The 17,933-nt window shown below is 65.0% G+C and carries 14 protein-coding genes and 2 pseudogenes; 14 read left to right on the top strand and 2 right to left on the bottom strand.

What is annotated here, in order from left to right:
- The first annotated feature begins 63 nt into the window (after positions 1-63).
- The 4 genes from K2O51_RS32720 (at position 64) to K2O51_RS32705 (ending at position 4,710) form a co-directional block, all read left to right on the top strand.
- On the top strand, positions 64-1,182 hold the full coding sequence (locus tag K2O51_RS32720) for an iron-containing alcohol dehydrogenase (RefSeq protein ID WP_140950239.1): 1,119 nt from the start codon (positions 64-66) through the stop codon (positions 1,180-1,182).
- A complete protein-coding gene (locus tag K2O51_RS32715; protein ID WP_140950238.1) occupies positions 1,176-2,582 on the top strand; it encodes an amidase in 1,407 nt (468 codons plus the stop codon). The genes K2O51_RS32720 and K2O51_RS32715 overlap by 7 nt, the downstream gene beginning before the upstream one ends.
- A 139-nt stretch (positions 2,583-2,721) precedes the next feature.
- On the top strand, positions 2,722-3,612 hold the full coding sequence (locus tag K2O51_RS32710) for a tryptophan 2,3-dioxygenase (protein WP_140950237.1): 891 nt from the start codon (positions 2,722-2,724) through the stop codon (positions 3,610-3,612).
- Positions 3,613-3,666: 54 nt separating this feature from the next.
- Positions 3,667-4,710: a glutathione S-transferase family protein gene (locus tag K2O51_RS32705; protein WP_140950236.1), complete on the top strand. Its 1,044-nt coding sequence runs from the start codon at positions 3,667-3,669 to the stop codon at positions 4,708-4,710.
- A 610-nt stretch (positions 4,711-5,320) separates the two neighbouring features.
- Here the strand turns inward: K2O51_RS32705 and K2O51_RS32700 are convergent.
- Complete coding sequence (locus K2O51_RS32700) at positions 5,321-6,229, bottom strand: LysR family transcriptional regulator (RefSeq protein WP_140950235.1); 909 nt, start codon at positions 6,227-6,229, stop codon at positions 5,321-5,323.
- A gap of 246 nt (positions 6,230-6,475) precedes the next feature.
- Between K2O51_RS32700 and K2O51_RS32695 the strand changes: the two genes are divergently transcribed.
- The 10 genes and pseudogenes from K2O51_RS32695 (at position 6,476) to K2O51_RS32655 (ending at position 17,169) form a co-directional block, all read left to right on the top strand.
- On the top strand, positions 6,476-9,514 hold the full coding sequence (locus K2O51_RS32695; protein ID WP_220632199.1) for a xanthine dehydrogenase family protein molybdopterin-binding subunit: 3,039 nt from the start codon (positions 6,476-6,478) through the stop codon (positions 9,512-9,514).
- Positions 9,511-10,326, top strand: a complete 816-nt coding sequence (locus K2O51_RS32690) for an FAD binding domain-containing protein (protein ID WP_011295674.1) — start codon at positions 9,511-9,513, stop codon at positions 10,324-10,326. Before K2O51_RS32695 ends, K2O51_RS32690 begins: the two co-directional genes overlap by 4 nt.
- Positions 10,323-10,895, top strand: coding sequence for a (2Fe-2S)-binding protein (locus K2O51_RS32685; RefSeq protein WP_140950228.1), 573 nt, complete (start codon positions 10,323-10,325; stop codon positions 10,893-10,895). Before K2O51_RS32690 ends, K2O51_RS32685 begins: the two co-directional genes overlap by 4 nt.
- Positions 10,888-12,441 (top strand): AMP-binding protein, encoded by a 1,554-nt coding sequence (locus tag K2O51_RS32680; RefSeq protein ID WP_011295672.1) that lies wholly within the window; start codon positions 10,888-10,890, stop codon positions 12,439-12,441. The genes K2O51_RS32685 and K2O51_RS32680 overlap by 8 nt, the downstream gene beginning before the upstream one ends.
- 4 nt (positions 12,442-12,445) lie before the next feature.
- Entirely contained in the window at positions 12,446-13,261 is an 816-nt protein-coding gene (locus K2O51_RS32675; protein WP_011295671.1) for an enoyl-CoA hydratase/isomerase family protein, read from the top strand.
- A gap of 115 nt (positions 13,262-13,376) precedes the next feature.
- Positions 13,377-14,738 (top strand): MFS transporter, encoded by a 1,362-nt coding sequence (locus tag K2O51_RS32670; protein WP_049796606.1) that lies wholly within the window; start codon positions 13,377-13,379, stop codon positions 14,736-14,738.
- 23 nt (positions 14,739-14,761) lie between these two features.
- Entirely contained in the window at positions 14,762-15,835 is a 1,074-nt protein-coding gene (locus K2O51_RS32665; protein ID WP_220632198.1) for an XdhC family protein, read from the top strand.
- Positions 15,836-16,047: 212 nt separating this feature from the next.
- Positions 16,048-16,134 (top strand): annotated as a pseudogene (locus K2O51_RS35385) (hypothetical protein); the annotation flags it as partial.
- Positions 16,135-16,170: 36 nt separating this feature from the next.
- Positions 16,171-16,506, top strand: a complete 336-nt coding sequence (locus K2O51_RS32660; RefSeq protein WP_245002058.1) for an EAL domain-containing protein — start codon at positions 16,171-16,173, stop codon at positions 16,504-16,506.
- An 84-nt stretch (positions 16,507-16,590) separates the two neighbouring features.
- Positions 16,591-17,169 carry an EAL domain-containing protein gene (locus K2O51_RS32655; protein ID WP_049796604.1) on the top strand — a complete coding sequence of 193 codons (579 nt, stop codon included), beginning with the start codon at positions 16,591-16,593 and terminating at the stop codon, positions 17,167-17,169.
- Positions 17,170-17,458: 289 nt separating this feature from the next.
- Here K2O51_RS32655 and K2O51_RS35380 read toward each other — a convergent pair.
- Positions 17,459-17,793: pseudogene (locus K2O51_RS35380) on the bottom strand (IS4 family transposase); the annotation flags it as partial.
- Positions 17,794-17,933: the final 140 nt, after the last annotated feature.

The raw sequence follows: 17,933 nt of genomic DNA, 5'->3' as shown, positions 1-17,933 counted from the left end.
AGGGCAAATTCCCTATCGTTTCAATCCAAGGACCATCGCGCCCGTTACCTTGGAGTGGAACTGATGAATGAGTTGAATTGCCTGCCGCAAGACGCGGTCCTGTGGGGCCATGACATCCTCCCGGCTGCCACTGCGAGCCTAGAGGCTCACGGCCTGCGGCATCCGCTGACCTTTACCGTTGATCCATTGCGGGACTTCCATGCGCAACACGTCGCGCCCTATCTGAAGCGCGGTGCGGGCGCTTTCACTGATCTGCCGCCGCATGCGCCGGACACTGGCGTTCGCTGCGCGCTCGACGCCTGCCTGCGTGCCGAGGCGGACTCGATCCTGGCGCTTGGCGGCGGTTCCGTGCTCGACGCGGCCAAGGCCGTCTCGCACCTGCACCAACAGCAGACCGGGCGCTACCTGCCCATCGCCGCGTACCCCACCACATTGTCGGGCTCCGAGTACTCGCACTATTTCGGCGTGACGGAGACGGTCGGGCCCCAGCCTTTCAAGCGCAGCTATGCCGTGCGCGAGACGGTGCCGAAGGTGGTCGTCATCGATCCGAAATTGCTGGTCAACACGCCACGCGAGCTGCTTCTGTCATCGGCCATCAAGGGCATCGACCACGCCGTGGAAGGCATGCGCCGCGTGGGCGTGGACCATCCGCACGCCATCCTGGCCGCGGCGGGCGTGGAGCGATTTTTCGCCGTGTTAGAGAAATGGCCCGCTGGAACCGACACGGCCGAGGCGCTGCGGTCGGGGCAAATCACGACCGATGACCTGCTGCAACTCCAGCTCGCAGCCTGGCAATGCTATTTCTTTCCCGCGTCTGTCATATATGGCCTAAGCCACCGCATCGGCCACATCCTCGGCGGCACATACGGCCTGCCGCACAGCGTCACCTCGTGCATCACGCTCGCGCCGGTCCTGCAGGCTTGCGCGGCAACCTACGGCAACAAGCTGAACATTTTCTGCCACGGCGAGACGACTGCGGACGCCGCGCCGGCACTGGCCGGCCGGATCGCCGGTGTCGTGAAGCGCCTGGGCCTTCCCTATCGGTTGCGGGACCTGGATTTCGACCGCGCAAGGCTTGCACAGGTTGCGGCGCTGCTGCGGCAGAACTATGCCGCCGAAGTCGCCGATCTTGGCGATGGTGCAGATGCGATGCTGCATACCTTTCTGGAGCGACTGTGGTGAACGAACCTGATGACCGGCACGCCGGCCATGACGCGCTCGCGCCCCGCCTGCGCGACACGCTAGCGAGCCTGCAAGGCGGCCGCACAACAGCCCATACCGTAACCGAGATGGCGCTAGCCCGTGCCGAGGCGAGCAGGAAGGCATTCAACGCGTTTTCAGTCATCGACTGGGATCGCGCGTTGCGGGCCGCTGCCGAAAGCGACAGGCGATACGCGTCGGGGCAGCCCAGACTGCTGGAAGGCCTGCCCATCGCCGTCAAGGACATGATCGATACCCGGGGACTGGAGACGCGCTACGGCTCCTCGGCCTACGTGGGCCACGTTCCCGACACGGACGCCGATGTAGTGAGGACGCTGGTGGACCAGGGCGCGATCGTCATCGGCAAGACGACGACTCACGAGTTCGCGTGGGGCGTCACGACATCGAGCGAGGCATTCGGCGACACGCTGAATCCGCTGGACCGGAGCCGCACGCCCGGCGGCTCTAGCGGCGGTGCCGCCGCAGCCATCGCGGCCGGCGCGGTCGCCGCTGGCCTCGGCACCGACACTGGCGGCTCGGTCCGGATTCCCGCCGCACTATGCGGCATTGCGGGATTCAAGCCGACACTGGGTGCGCTGTCCACCCGGGGCATCTTCCCGCTTGCGCCGACGCTCGACCACCCCGGCCTCCTCGGCCAAGGCGTCGACGACATCACGGTGCTTGCCCGAGCCAGCGGCATCGATATCCCGGAGAGTGACGCTTGGCTGTCGGCGCGGCTCGGTGTGCTTGCCTATGTGCCGCCGGTTCCGCCCGACACCGCGGTGTTCAGCGCTTCCGCGCATGCGGTCCGGATGCTGCGCACGCTCTTCACCTGCGAGTACGTCGACCCGGCAGACCTGTTCGACGGCGTCTACGACGCTTTCGCGGCCATCGTCCTCACTGAGGGCAGCGTCGAACACTTCCGTCGCAGCGACGAGGCCCGCATGGCGGCCCATTACAGCGAGGAAACGCGCCAGCGGCTCGACCTAGCAAAGGCGATGAGCCTGCGCGACTATGCGAGGGCACAGCAGACACGGCACCGCTTCAGGCACCGGCTCAAGGCAATGATGACCGAACTTGACTACCTGGTACTGCCGACCTGCGCATGCTTGCCTCCTAAGCTCGACGCGAGTGTTGCTTCTATCGGCGCATGGTCCGGCACTGTTCGGCAGGCGTTGATGACCTATACCGCGCCCTTTAACGTCGCCGGCTTTCCTGCCATCTCGATCCCGCTGTGGTCGGCGGGCTGCGCTTTGCCCGCCGCCATGCAAATCGTTGCTCATCCAGGCGACGACGGCGCACTGCTGAAGATCGCTGCCGAGATCGAGCGAATGGTCCGTGACGATCCCGGCCTGGCTTCACTCCACGTGCATGGCAACTGAAGGAGCCCTGCATCCACGACATGCCCCTGGGACGCAGGCATCGACAAGATCCACCGCATCTCGGCCAGCTTCTGCTCCACGCAAGCGGGCGCCGACCGCGAGAACTTATAGCCGTGAACCCCACAACGAGGAGATAGTGATGAACGACAACGTCAAACATGAGCGCCCCGATCCGGCTCGGGCAAGCGCACCGACCGGACAGACACCGTACAGCGCATGGATGCGGACAGACACGCTTCACTCGCTGCAGAATCCGGTCAGTGATCATCCCGGCGAGCATGCATGGATTACCTCGGTGCAGGTGTCCGAGCTCTACTGGATGCTGATCATCAGGGAACTCCAGATGGCCCAGGCGCAACTGCGGGCGGATGACCTGATGCAGGCTTGCCGGACCCTGCAGCGCGTGGTGGCACATCATGAGCCGCTCAACGCCACGTGGCGGTCAATCGCATGGATGACGCCCACCGATCTGCTGTCCATTCTGTCGCGAGCGGTGGCAACGTACGGCAAGGACACGGCCCTGCAGGGCTGGACGTACCGGCATATGGTTTATCTGCTGGGCATCAAGCAGGCGGAGCATTTGCAGCATTTCACCCCGCAGCCGCAGCGGTGGGATCAACTCCGCCAAGCGCTGACGGAACCGAGCCTTTATGACGACGTGCTGGCCTATCTGCATCGCAACGGCTTTGCGTTGCCTGAGACGGCGCTTGATCGCGATTTCAGCGTACCGTACGCACCGAACAAGGCCGTCGAGAAAGTCTGGTGCGACATCTACGCCGACCCGAACGGAAACCTCCAACTTCAGCATCTCGGTGAGACGCTGGCCGATATCGCCGAAGGATTCTCGGCCTGGAAACACTTCCACCTGATGGCCACGCGCCGGACCTTTGGCGCGCGCCCCGCTTATTTTGGCACGGAAGGCATCGCGTGGCTGCGCCAGACCATGGATGAGACTCCCTTCCCGGAACTTTGGTCGGCGCGTGGCTCCATCGGCGACCCGCCCACAGTGTGTCCGCATATGCATAAGTAATGGAATGCCCTGTTGGCAAAGACGGACAGCACCAACAATCCGGAGGAAAGAACCATGACCAAACATCCATTGAAGAGCCTGGCGGCCAGCGCGCGTGCCGCGATCGCGGATCCCGCGCGAACGACCTTCGTGGGGAGTGACGCCAACCCGCGTTTCGAACTTTTCCACGCAGCCAGTTCGCTTTGCTCGCAGAAGGTGCGCACGGTACTGTTCGAGAAGCAGTTGCCGTACCGCTCGAACGACATGAAGATCCTGAGTTCGATGGGTCCGGACGGCATCGTTCCGGCCGAGCACTACCATGCGCCCTATGTCGGGCTGCGGCTGATTGCAGGCGAGGAAATCGGGCGGGAATTCGTCAGCGGCTATAGCGGGCGCACTTCGGTGCAGACTGAAGGCTTCGACCCGTGCGTGGTTCCGTTGCTCGTGGATTACGAGGCCAGCCGGGTCATCGCGGACTCGCGGCGCATCTGCTGCTATCTCGACGCGGTGTCGCGCAATCCGGTCCAGCTCGTACCGGAGGACGCCGATGCGCGCGCCCTTGTGATGCAGCAGGTGGATATTGTCGACCGGATTCCGAACGGTACGCTGCTCTATGGCTTCCACCCTGATGCGGACCTGCGGCCGGAGGCGCTCAGGACGGTCATGGAATCGGTCTACGACTACAAGGTCGCGGCGCTGAAAGCAATGATCGACGCCAACGCCGATGATGCGGAGCTCGTTTCCGCCTATCGCGCCAAAATCGCTAAGGAACAGGGCGGCAAGTCGGTCCGACACGATGCCGCGTTGCAGCGCGCAGCGCGTGACCACGTCGCGGTCCTGCTGGCTGACCTCGATCGCCTGCTAGGAACCTCGTCGCCGTATCTCCTGGGGCCACACTTCTCACTGGGAGATGTGCTGTGGGGCGTCAACCTGACACGACTGGCGTACCTCGGCCTCGCCTCAATGTGGAAAGACCGGCCCAATGTCATCCGATATGTCAATGCGCTCCTCACGCGTCCGTCCCTGCGCAAGGAATCGGTTCGGGCGACGATGGATTCGATGCCGCCTTCGCGCTATTTCGATGTAGTCTCCGGCACGGCTGAGGTCGCATCGATGTAGTTTGGAGAGATGACGTCGCGCTGGTTCGACACGGCGCGTCCCACCCACGAAAGCGAGCGTGGCAGCACAAGCACTCTCACGCGCTAACGGCATCAGCGTGGCGGAGTTGGAAATAACACGCTTTTTCCAGCGAATCGATAGACACGCAGGGCGAAATCGAAAGACAAGAAAGGGCGCTTGTAAGGCGGGCGAGATCTGACCGAGAATCTGCGCCGACGCCGGAAGGATGGAGGGCAGAGACCGGCCAATATCGCCCCTCGGCCCCCAGCCTTGCCAAGTCATTCGAACGTCGGCTGACCTCTCTACTCCGGACACGCAGGCTCGATACTCATGCCACCTTGAGAGGTGCCATTCACTTTCGACCGTACGGCAATAATGCCGCCAGGATTGCAGCCATCGCCGCACTTGCCGCAAGGCAGTAAATCGCCAGGTTGAAATCGCTCGACTGGCTGCGCGCAACGCCCACGAGCCACGGGCGAAGAATCCAGCAAATCCGCTAATCGCGTTCATGAGCGCGATGCCACTTGCCGCTCCCGCTCCGGAAAGAAGGGACGGGGTCTTGATTGGATCCCGAGTTCCAGCGATTGAATGGCGCCATGCGACGTTAGTCTCACGGGGTGCCGCCCCCGGAAACTCGCCGGATTTCCTCGGCCACGATGGTGATCAACGCTTCCGTGGCCGTACTCAGCGGCCGCTGCGGATGGCTGACGCAGACCAGGTGTCGCACGATGCGCGGAGCAACAATGGCATGCATGCGTAGCCGGCCGTCTTCCACGGCCCGCTGCACCACGATGCGCGGCAGCACGGTAGCAAAGCGCGTGGCTTGCACGAATTGCACGATGGTGCCGAGGATGTCGATCTCGAACTTCGGCGCAAGCATGACATCGTGCGCCTGCGTGGCCGTATCCAGCACCACGCGCAGACCATGGCGCTTGGTCGGTAGCACCAACTCCAACCCCGGCAGCTTCGCCATCTCTACCGATTCCGGTAGTTCTGGACCATGCGCGGCGCCGGTCACCAACACCATCTCCTCGTCATGCAGCGGCTGCACCTGTAGCGCTAGCCGACCGCGCTGCCGGTGGACCACCGCGGCGTCGAGCTGGCCGGCGGACACAAGATCGATCAGCGCGGCGCTGAAACCGTCCGCCACGGATACCTCCACATTCGGGTAGCGCGCGTTGAAGCGCGCTAGCGACCCCACCAGCACACTCTCTGTCTCAGAGGCGACCATACCCAGCGCGATGCGGCCGGCCATCTGCTCCTCGCGCTGCATCATCTGCTGCCGCGCGCTCGCGAGGTCGCGCACGATGGGCAGGAACAGGCGGTACATCATCCGGCCAGCAGCCGTAGGCGCCATCCCATGTGGGATACGCTCGAATAACTTCTGCCCAAATTCCTCTTCCAGCCGGGCGATCTGCATGCTGAGCGCCGGCTGCACGATGTTGAGCCGCTTCGCCGCCCGTGTGACGGAACCGTCCTCGAACAACGCAATGAAGTATTGAATTTGTCTAAGGTCCATTTTCGGATAGATATCAATAAATATGCGTCACGTCATCAGTTACTGTGATGCATGTCATCCTGGGGTGGGTGCCGAAGAATCGCATAAAATGTGGATTATTAATCACCTATGAGATCATAAATAATGATTCAGTTCATCAAAAAACAATATTAGAACTTATATCTGAATCTCACTAATCTCTGTTTGACGTTGCACGGTCCCTGCCCGCTTTCCGGCCCGGTTCCGTCGCGTGAAACGGAGTCGCAAATGAAAAGATTCGATGCCGGCGAAACGACCGGCACGGTACAGGAGACACAGGAGAGCCGGCAGGCACCCCACGTCGGTCGCCCAATGGCGCGCGTCGAGGACGCCGCCATCCTGACCGGCCGCGGCCGCTATGCCGACGACCTCGGCGTCAGGCCCGGTACCCTGCACGCCGCCATCCTCCGCTCGCCGCACGCGCACGCCGAGCTCGGCGCCATCGACTTCGCGACGGCACTGAAGGTACCGGGCGTGCGCGCGGTGCTGACGGCCGCTGACCTGCCCGCCTGGTCCCGGCCCTTCGTGGTCGGCGTGAAGGCGCCGATGGAGCAGTGGGCGCTGGCGAAGGATCGCGTGCGCTACGTAGGCGAACCGGTGGCCGTAGTCGTGGCGGAAAGCCGCGCGCTGGCCGAGGATGCGCTCGACCTCGTGCGCGTGGATTACCGCGCGCTGCCACCGGTGGTGTCGATCGAGGCTGCCGTGGCAGGCGACGCCCCCGTGCTGCACTCCGGCCTCGGCAGCAACGTCGCCAGCGACCGCCATTTCTGCTACGGCGACCCCGAGGGCGCGTTCGCCGCCGCGCCGCACCGCGTGACGCTGACCGCCCACTACCCGCGCAACACGTGCACGCCTATCGAGTGTGGGGTGGTAATTGCCGAACACTTGCCGGGCGACGAGGGCTACCAGGTCACCTCCAACTTCATGGGGCCGTTCTCGCTGCACGCAGTCATGGCGATGGCCCTGCAGGTGCCCGCCAACCGCCTGCGCCACGTCGCTCCGCGCGACTCGGGCGGCAGCTTCGGCGTCAAGCAGGCGGTGTTTCCCTACGTGGTGCTGATGTGCCTCGCTTCGCGCAAGGCCGGCGCGCCGGTGAAGTGGGTGGAGGACCGGCTCGAGCATCTGAGCGCCGCCACCTCGGCCACCGCGCGGCTCTCCACCCTGGAAGCTGCCGTCGAGGCCGATGGCCGCATCGTTGCCCTATCGTACGATCAGCTCGAGGACTGCGGCGGCTACCTGCGCGCGCCGGAGCCCGCTACCTTCTACCGCATGCATGGCCTGTTGACCGGCGCCTACGCGATCCCCAACCTGCTGGTGCGCAACCGCGTGGTGTTGACCAACAAGACACCGACTGGCCTTGTGCGCGGCTTCGGCGGGCCGCAAGTGTACTTCGCGCTGGAGCGGCTGGTACAGCGAATCTCTGTGGAACTCGGCCTCGATCCGCTCGACGTCTACCGCCGTAACTTCGTGCCCGCCGACGCCTTTCCGTATCGCGCGGCGGCCGGCGCGTTGCTCGATTCCGGCAACTACCAATTGGCGATGTCTCGCGCCCTGGAAGCGGGGGCTTACGATGAACTGAAGCGCCGTCGCGATGCCGCGCGCGCCGAGGGCCGGCTGTACGGCATTGGCTTTGCTGCCATCGTCGAGCCGTCGGTGTCGAACATGGGCTACATCACCACCGCCACACCGGCCGAGGAACGCCGCAAGGCTGGGCCAAAGAACGGCGCTATCGCCAGCGCTACAGTCAGCGTCGACCTGCTCGGCGGCGTGGTAGTGACCGTCGCCTCCACGCCAGCAGGACAGGGCCACATGACCGTATGTGCACAGGTCGTGGCCGATGTACTCGGCATCGACCCCGCGGACGTGGCAGTCAACGTCGAATTTGATACCCACAAGGACGCGTGGTCCGTCGCTGCGGGCAATTACTCCAGTCGGTTTGCCGGCGCCGTGGCCGGAACCGTGCACCTGGCCGCTACGCGTGTGCGCGACAAGCTGGCGCGCATCGTGGCTTCCCACCTCCGTTGCGACCCGGCCGAACTGGTCTTCACCAACGGCCGCATTGCCCGCAAGAGCGCTTCGCCAGACACCGCACTACCCTTCGCCCGCGCCGCCAGCAACGCGCCGCACTGGTCGCCGCAACTCCTGCCAGCCGGTGAGGAACCCGGCCTGCGTGAGACCGTGTTCTGGTCACCGCCCAACCTCGACGCGCCGGACGAACAGGATCGCGTCAACACGTCCGCCTGTTACGGCTTCGCCTTTGACCTGTGCGGCGTGGAGATCGACCGTGCCACCGGCCGCGTGCGCATCGACCGCTACATCACCGCGCACGATGCCGGCAAGCTGCTCAATCCGGCACTGGCCGACGGCCAGATCCGCGGCGCCTTCGCGCAGGGACTCGGCGCGGCGCTGATGGAGGAGTTCCGCTATGGCCCCGATGGCAGCTTCCAGTCCGGCACGCTGGCCGACTACCTGCTGCCCACCACGTGCGAAGTGCCCGACCCGGTCATCGTCCATCTGGAAACGCCGAGCCCGTTCACGCCGCTCGGGGCCAAGGGGCTCGGCGAGGGCAACAGCATGAGCACACCGCCGTGCGTCGCAAACGCCGTGGCGGACGCACTCGGCGTGCGCGACATCCGCCTGCCACTTACGCCCGCCAGGGTGATGGCGATGATCGGCTTTGACGATCCGCCGCCGTCGCGCCCCGAACTGGCCGAAGCGGCGAAAGAGGCAGCACCTGCAAACGGCAAAGGCGGCAAGGCCGCGAAGGCCCTGAGCGCACGCGGGACGGTCGATCTCGACGCCACACCGGAAGCCGTCTTCGCCGTCCTGCTCGACCCGAAGGCGCTGGCCCAGGTCGTGCCCGGCTGCCACGCGCTCGAACGCATCGGCGAGAACCGTTACCGCGCGGACGTAACCGTGGGCGTGGGCATGATCAAGGCGCGCTACGAAGCCGAGATCGCGCTGTCCGACCTGGAGCCGCCGCACCGGCTGCGGCTGGCAGGCGCCGGCCTGTCCTCGCTCGGCAGCGCACGCGGCTCCGGAATGGTAGAGCTGACCCCGCACGGCGACGGCACCCGTCTCGCGTACGACTACGAGGCCGAGGTGTCCGGCAAGGTGGCGGCCGTCGGCGGCCGCATGCTCGAAGGCGCGGCCAAAGTGGTGCTGCGCCAGTTGTTCGAATCGCTCGGCCGGCAGGCAGGCGGCAAGCCAGTGCGCAGTCCCGGCTGGATTGCTCGCCTGCTGGCGCTCCTGGGAGTCCGTCGATGAAACCCGCCGCGTTCGACTACCTGCGCGCCGAATCCACACAGCACGCGCTGGAGACACTGGCCCGTGCCGGCGAGGACGCCCGCATTCTGGCCGGCGGCCAGTCGCTGATGGCCGTCCTCAACATGCGGCTCGCGCAGCCGCAACTGCTGGTCGACATCTCTCGCACCGCCGACCTCAATACCGTGCGCGTAGAAGACGGCCATCTCGTGGTGGGCGCCGCCGTGACGCAGGGCAGCGTCGAATGGCGCGCATCGCTCTCCGACGAGGTACCGCTACTCGCGCTCGCCTTCCCGCACATCTCGCATTTCCAGATCCGCAACCGGGGCACGGTGTGCGGCTCCGTCGCGCACGCCGACCCCAGCGCAGAACTGCCGCTGGTGCTCACGGCGCTCGGTGGCCAAGTCGTGCTGCGCTCCTTGCGCCGCCGCCGCGTGCTGCCGGCCGCCGGGTTCTTCCAGGGAATGCTGATGACCGCGCGCGAGCCAGACGAACTGGTGGAAGCCGTGCGCTTCCCGCTGAGGCGGCCTGGCGCGCGCTACGGCTTCATGGAGTTCTCGGCCCGGCATGGCGACTTCGCGCTGGTCGCGTGCGCTGCGATCGTCACCGACGACGCCATCTCACTGGCCGTGGGCGGCGTGGCCGACCGGCCAGTACTGGAGAGTTGGCCACGGCTGCAAGGCAAGGCGCTGGCCGAGGCCATCAACGATTTCAGTTGGAAGCTGGGCGCGCAGGACGACGCCCATGTTAGCGCGCAGTACCGCCGCCACCTGGTGCGGCAATTGGGCATGCGCGTAATCGAGGAGGCAAGATGAGCAAGACCCTACGTGGCGCGCCAGCCGGCACGCTCTCAGTGATGCGGCGCGACGAGCGCCATCGCGTCACCCTGACCCTGAACGGCAGCGAGCGCAGCGGCCTGTGCGCTCCGCGCGAACTGCTGTCCGACTTCCTGCGCCATGAACTCGGCGCCACCGGCACGCACGTCGGCTGCGAACACGGCGTGTGCGGCGCCTGCACGGTGCGCGTGGACGGCGTAGCCGCGCGATCCTGCCTGATGCTGGCCGTACAGTCCGACGGCCGCGCCATCGACACCGTCGAGGGCCTCGCGCCGCGCGAAGGCCTGGGCGACCTGCAGGAAGCCTTCCGACGCCACCACGCCCTGCAGTGCGGCTTCTGCACGGCAGGCATCCTGATGTCGTGCGCGGACTACCTGGAACGGGTGCCCGAGCCGACTGAGGCGCAGGTGCGCGACATGCTGTCCGGCCACCTGTGCCGCTGTACGGGCTACACGCCGATCGTCGCCGCCGTCCTTGATGTCGCGGCCAGCCGGGCGCGGGCACGCCACGTCGAAGCGACGACAGTCGGGGAGACCTCCGATGCTTGATCTCGGCCGCACTTTCCTGCAAAGCGTGGAGCGCAGCCCCAGCGCCCCCGCCATCGTCGACGGCGACCTGCTGCTGACCTACGAGCAATGGCTCGCGCGCATCCGCTGCGTGGCCGCCGGCCTGCACGAGCTCGGCCTGCGCCACGGCGATCGCCTCCTGGCCATCCTGCAGAACCGCTGGGAAGCGGCTACGCTGCACTGGGCCTGCCAGTTCGCCGGCGTGGTCATCGTCCCGCTGAACTGGCGCGCCAAGCCGGACGAGCTGGACTATTGCGTGCGCGATGCCGGCGCCAGGGCGCTGGTGTTCGAGCCCGTCAGCGCCGACGCCGTGCTGGAGAGCCCCGCCGCGCAGGAGATACCCTGCATCGCACTGGACCATGCGCCGGGCGGCTCGCTGTCATTCGACACTCTGCTCGACGTCACACCCCGGCCCGACAGCACATTAGCCGCAGCCGACGACATCTCGCTGATGCTGTACACCTCCGGCACCACCGGCAGGCCGAAGGGCGTGCCGCGCCGCCACCGGCAGGAGCGCGCCGCCGCCCTGGCTCACGTCGCGCAGAACCTGTATCGGCGCGGCGAGCGCACGCTCGGCGTGATGCCGCTGTACCACACGATGGGCGTGCGCTCGCTGCTTGCCATGGCGTTGGTGGACGGCCTGTTCGTCTGCGTGCGGCGCTGGAGCCCATCGCAGGCGCAGCAGGCCATCACCGACCATCGCGTGAGCTGCCTTTATCTTGTACCTACGCTGTACCACGACCTGCTGGCCGCCCCGGGCTTCGACAGCATGGGTGTCCGCACGGTCACCAAGCTTGGCTTCGCCGGCGCGGCGATGAGCGACGGTTTGCTGTCACGGCTCGAACAAGCATTCCGCCCGGAGTTGTTCGTCAATCACTACGGTTCATCCGAGGTGTACACATTCAGCATCGAGCAGCGCGCGGGGCGCAAGCCGGGCAGCGCCGGTCGCGCCGGCCTCAATACACGGCTGCGCGTGGTACGGCTGGACGCCACTTCGCCTGAGGCGGTGACCGCCTCAGGCGAAGAGGGTCAGATCATCGCCGACCTGCGCGGCGATGAAGCGTTCGAAGGCTACTGGAACCGCGACGACGCCAATGCAAAGTCGCTGCACGAGGGTTGGTACTTCACGGGCGACATCGGCTACTTCGACGCCGACGGCGATCTCTTCGTAACGGGGAGAGTGGATGACATGATCATCAGCGGCGGCGAGAACATCTCGCCCGCCGACATCGAGTCGGTTCTCTCCCTGCATCCGGCCGTGGATGAGGTGGCCGTGGCCGGCCTGCCGGATCTCCGCTGGGGTCAGAAGGTAGTGGCATTCGTCAAGCCACGCGGCTGCGTCGACGCCCAGGCGCTCGACACCTTCTGCCGCGGCTCCGACCTCGTCAATTTCAAGCGCCCGCGCGACTACGTGTTCGTGGCCGACCTCCCGAAGTCGCCGGTCGGCAAGATCCTGCGCCGCAAACTGTCGGCCGGCGAATACACCTCGCTTTCCAGCCCTTCTTCCAACGTCCCGACCAAGGAGTAACGACGTGACACAAGCCTTCGCATTGACCCATCCCGACCAGCAGCGGCTCCAGAACCTCGACGGCTTTTCCGTCGAAATCGATCCTGCACGCGAGCGGGCCGACATCATCCTGCACCGCCCGCCCTACAACGTGATCTCGATGGCTGCCCGCGACCAGATTCGCGCCGTGTTCGAGACGCTGGACGCCGACGACCGCGTGCGCGTCATCGTCCTGCGCTCGCAAGGTGAACATTTCTCGAGCGGGGGCGATATCAAGGGATTCCTGGAGGCATCGCCCGAGCACGTATCGAAGCTGGCGTGGAACATTGCGGCACCGGCGCGTTGCAGCAAGCCGGTGATTGCCGCCAACCGGGGCTACTGCTTCGGCGTTGGCTTCGAACTCTCGCTGGCGTGCGACTTCCGCATCGCCACCCACACCACCGAGTACGCGCTGCCCGAACAGAAGCTCGGCCAGATTCCGGGCTCGGGCGGCTCCGCGCGGCTGCAGAAGATGGTGGGCGTCGGCCGCACCAAGGACATCGTCATGCGCTCGCGCCGCATTCCCGGCCGGCAGGCGTACGACTGGGGCATCGTTGTGGACTGCGTGGCCGATGCCGAACTGGAAGCTGCCACCGACGCGCTGGCCGACGAACTGCGTGCATTCTCGCCGCTGGCCCAGCGCACCGCCAAGAAGCTGCTGAATGACACCGAGGACGCGCCGCTTTCGATCGCCATCGAACTCGAAGGGCACTGCTACAGCCGCCTGCGTAGCTCGGACGACTTTCGCGAGGGCGTTGAAGCGTTCCACGAGAAGCGCAAACCTGCATTTCGCGGTAGCTGACCGTATGCGCGGGCGGGGCTGAACTGCCCGCCCTCCGAGGTAAGAAGGCCCCGCGGCGATGCCCTTTGGCGGGCATCGCGGGGAGCCGCTTGTTCAAAGAAACAAGGAGACAACGATGGAAATGCTGGCAAACGACAAGCCGAAACTGGGCGGCTCGGGGACCGTGGTGTCACCGGCTGCGAGCAACCGGCAGGTGCTGGGAGCGGTGACGGCCTCATGCATGGGATGGGCGCTCGATCTGTTCGACCTGTTCATCCTGCTGTTCGTGGCACCGGTGATCGGCAAGCTGTTCTTTCCTTCCGAGCACGCGATGCTGTCGCTGGCGGCTGTCTACGCGTCGTTCGCGGTGACGCTGCTGATGCGGCCGCTCGGCTCGGCCATCTTCGGCTCCTACGCGGACCGACATGGCCGCAAGGGGGCGATGGTGGTTGCCGTGACCGGCGTGGGCCTGTCGACGGCGGCATTCGGGCTACTGCCGACGGTCGGCCAGATCGGCCTCTTTGCGCCGGCGCTGTTCATCCTGCTGCGCCTGGTGCAGGGGGTGTTCGTCGGTGGGGTGGTAGCGTCGACCCATACCATCGGCACGGAATCGGTACCGCCGTCATGGCGCGGGGCGGTGTCGGGACTGGTGGGCGGTGGCGGCGCGGGCATTGGGGCGCTGCTGGCGTCGATCACGTATATGGCGATGACGGCCCTCTTTCCCGGCGACGCCTTCGAGAATTGGGGATGGCGCTGCATGTTTTTCGCCGGCATCGTCAGCTCGGTGCTCGGGCTGGTCATCTTCAATTCGCTGGAGGAGTCGCCGCTGTGGAAGCAGTTACAAGCGGCAAAGGCGGCAAGCGGCCAAGCAAAGCCGCAGACGCATCCGCTGCGCACGCTGTTCTCGCGCGAATATCGCGGCGTACTGCTGGTCAACATCCTGCTCACCGTGGGAGGCGGCAGCGCCTACTACCTGACGTCCGGCTACCTGCCGACCTTCCTTAAGGTCGTGGTGAAGGCGTCCCCCGGGGAGGCTGCGGCGACCCTGATGCTGAGCAGCGTCGGCGTGATTGTGGCGTCGGTAGCAGCGGGCCACCTCAGCACGATGATCGGGCGCAAGCGCGCCTTCCTGCTGATCGGCGCGGTCAGCGTGGTGCTGATGCCGCTGCTCTACCAGTGGATGCCGGCCGCACCGACCGCCGTTCTCCGCGGCGTCTACGCGGCGGCCCTCAGCATGCTCGGGTGCGCCGGCTTTGCGCCGATCCTGATCTTCCTGAACGAACGATTCCCCACCAGCATCCGCGCCTCGGGCACGGGACTCTCGTGGAACATCGGCTTCGCCATTGGCGGAATGATGCCGACCCTGGCCTCACTCGCTGCGCGCACACCAGCCGACCTTCCGGTAGTCCTTGGCATCTTCGTCGCAGTGGTCACGCTGATCTACCTGGCGGGGGCAGCAATCGTACCGGAGACGCTGGGCCGTCTCGCGGAAAAATAGACACGCCATTCGCGGAGCACATCATGGACAGCATCGACCTGCAGGTACTGAAGGACGCAAAGCGCTGGCTCGATGCTGGATTCGGCGTGACGCTGGTTACGGTGACCCGCACCTGGGGCTCGAGTCCGCGCCCGATCGGCGCCATGCTCGCCCTGCGAGATGACGGTCGGGTTTCAGGGTCGGTCTCGGGCGGCTGTATCGAGGACGACCTGATCTACCGAGGCCGGGCGGCGCAGCCGACAGGAAGTACGCCGGAGGTCATCACCTACGGCGTCAACGCGGAAGAAGCGCGACGCATGGGGCTGCCTTGCGGTGGCACCATCCAGCTCGTGATGGAGCCGTTGCGGGACGCGGTAATGATCGGGCGGATGTTGGAACTGGCCGGCCAGCGGATGCTGTTCGCTCGGGAGGTGGATATCGCCAACGGCACCACTACCTTCCGGCCGGCTGCACCGACAGCAGCGCTGTTGTTCGACGGCGGTCGTCTCGTCACGGTCCACGGCCCACGCTACCGGCTCTTGCTGATCGGTGCGGGCGCATTGTCGGCTTTCGTCGCGCAAATCGCGCTGGCTCTGGACTACCAGGTAATAGTCTGCGACCCGCGCGAAGAATATTCGTCGGAATGGTCTGTCGCCGGGGCCGAACTGGTCCGCACCATGCCCGATGACACGGTCCTCGCCATGCGCCCCGACGCCCGCACCGCCGTCATCGCGCTAACCCACGACCCGAAGCTCGATGATCTCGCGCTGATGGAAGCGCTCAAGTCCGATGCGTTCTACGTCGGCGCCATTGGTTCCCGCGCCAACAATCGTGCTCGGCGCGAACGGCTGGGGGAGTTCGATGTGACAGCCGAGGAATTGGCTCGCCTGCACGGGCCAGTGGGCATATATATCGGCAGCAGGACACCGCATGAGATCGCCATCTCGATCCTGGCGGAGTTGACAGCGGCGAAGAACGGCGTGCGGCTGCCGGAAGGACTCGAGATCGTTGCCAGCAAAGCGGGGCTGGGCTCACAGGTGTGCAGCGGGACCCTTCAACCCCCATCGTCACAACGCGAATTCGCCTCTAACCACGCCAACAAGGTGGCTGCCGTCTGACGGTATCTAACTCATGGCTCGGCAACGCGCCCAAGGTATCTGCCATCGCGAGATGGCCCGACGGCAGAGTTCGGCCATGAGCGTCCCTTGCGATCCGTTCGCGAATGTCCGCTTACGAGGCGCCCGCCCTTCGATGACCAGGTAACGGCGACTCGTCGACTGAGCCCCCTGCACAACACCGGCTGCCGTCAAGCGCGAACTCGGTACTCAACGTGCTAGCAGTGCCATTCGAAGCATGCGGAAGATCCGTCTCCCTGTCCGCGAGCATTGGCATCGCGCTACTGAGAAGAGAACCGGAATCAGCCGAGGACTTGCTGAGTCATGCCGATACGGCCATGTACGCAGCGAAGTCATCCGGCGGGTTTCAAGTGCGCACATACGATGCGGCACTCGACCGGGGCATGCGCGACCGCGTTGCCTTGCGCATCTATCTCCGTGAGGCATTTGCGGCGAACCAGTTTGAGCTTCATTTCCAGCCTCAGATAGCACTCGCGGACGCCTCCCTGATCGGTGCTGAGGCGCTTCTTCGCTGGCGTCACCCTGAACGAGGCTTGCTGACGCCTGCCGCATTCCTGGATCTGTTGCTTGAGTCGCCATATGAAGGCGCTCTGGCCGAATGGCTGCTCAATGCAGTTTGCCAGCATATCGTTGCATGGCGGCGAATGGGGTAACCTATATGAACGCGTCCCGTTTGCGCTAGGTTTTCGCTTGTTCAGACACTGACAGGATGGGCAGCAGCTCTCCTGGACACTTCCATGTCGTTGGCCCGTAAGGGTCGATCTCAAGATCCCTTGACCCCACCGCCCACGGGTGGGACGCGTTCATTTCAATTCGTACCGCGGATCGGCCTCAATCTGTCGGCTCGGCAACTTCTCGGTGTGGGACTATCCGATAGAATTCTGCATATCGCGAGGGCGTACGACATCTCCCCCGCCATGCTCGATATTGAAGTCACGGAGGACTCTCTTGTGAGTGATATCGAAAAGGCAACGTCGGTTCTTGCCGCGCTTAAGCAAGCCGGAATATCCACACCGCTTGACGACTTCGGCGCTGGATACTCCAGTCTCGGCTATCTGGTCCGACTGCCTATCGACACGCTCAAGATCGACAAGGCGTTTGTTCGAGCGCTGGTGGAGTCGGAGAAGGCCTCTGCGGTCATTCGAGGCATTGTCGGTCTTGCTCGTTCGCTGGGCATGAAAACTATCGCAGAAGGCGTCGAGTGCCAGCGCCAGGCCGCAGAGTTGAAGGACGCCGGATGCGACTCCATTCAGGGCTATCTAATCAGCCGCCCGCTTAACTCGGAAGCCTTTGCTGAATTTATGCTGCGTTTGTGAAGGCGCCAAACGGAAATGACGCTCGCGCGCTGCCTGTGCGTTGAGAGTCAACAAAGTGAGTTGGCCAGCGACCTCGTCAGCCCCTCGTCAGCCCCTCGTCAGCCCCTCGTCAGCCCCTCGTCAGCCCCTCGTCAGCCCCTCGTCAGCCCCTCGTCAGCCCCTCGTCAGCCCCTCGTCAGCCTATGGAAAGCGGCCATTCAATTCGTTGATTCGAAGACGCATACCTTTATACATAAGTCAGCCGAGTCCCTCACGTAACGCGCGCAGCGCTTCAGCAGCGGAGAGTGCGCGATCGGTCCCACAGCGTGCCGCCGCCAGGCAAGGTGCGATTGTGCTGCGAGCGCAGTAGCCAATCCGCCGGGTGGCCCAACTCCTTTACCTTGACCATCAGCGCCATGATGTCCGCTCCCGGTCAGCCACATAGACGAGTCGCGTGGCAGGCAGTGTGGCCGCTTGTTCGGCGACCCGCTCATACCCTTCGGTCCGGCGGGTACTCTCCTTAATGCCCGGCCGCACGCCATCCGGACCCTTGGGCTCGCGCGCCCACATGTAAGCGTCAAGCATGCCCAACGGTTCGCGCGCTGGCGTTACCGCGTAAGTCGGGTGCAGATACCAATCGCTTCTGTCGCCTTGTGGCACTTCGACACGCCTTCGTGTCCTGACGTCCGCGACAATTCGCGAGTGGCGCCCGACTGGCTGCGCGCCTCCAACATATACACAAAAAGTGTCAATGACGAACCAATAATATATTGGACGTGTTTTAG

The sequence above is a fragment of the Cupriavidus pinatubonensis genome (genome assembly GCF_019602855.1).
In the GTDB taxonomy this organism is placed as follows: Bacteria; Pseudomonadota; Gammaproteobacteria; order Burkholderiales; family Burkholderiaceae; genus Cupriavidus; species Cupriavidus pinatubonensis.
Note: the sequence above shows the minus strand (reverse complement) of the source record. Positions and strands in the feature narration are given on the sequence as shown.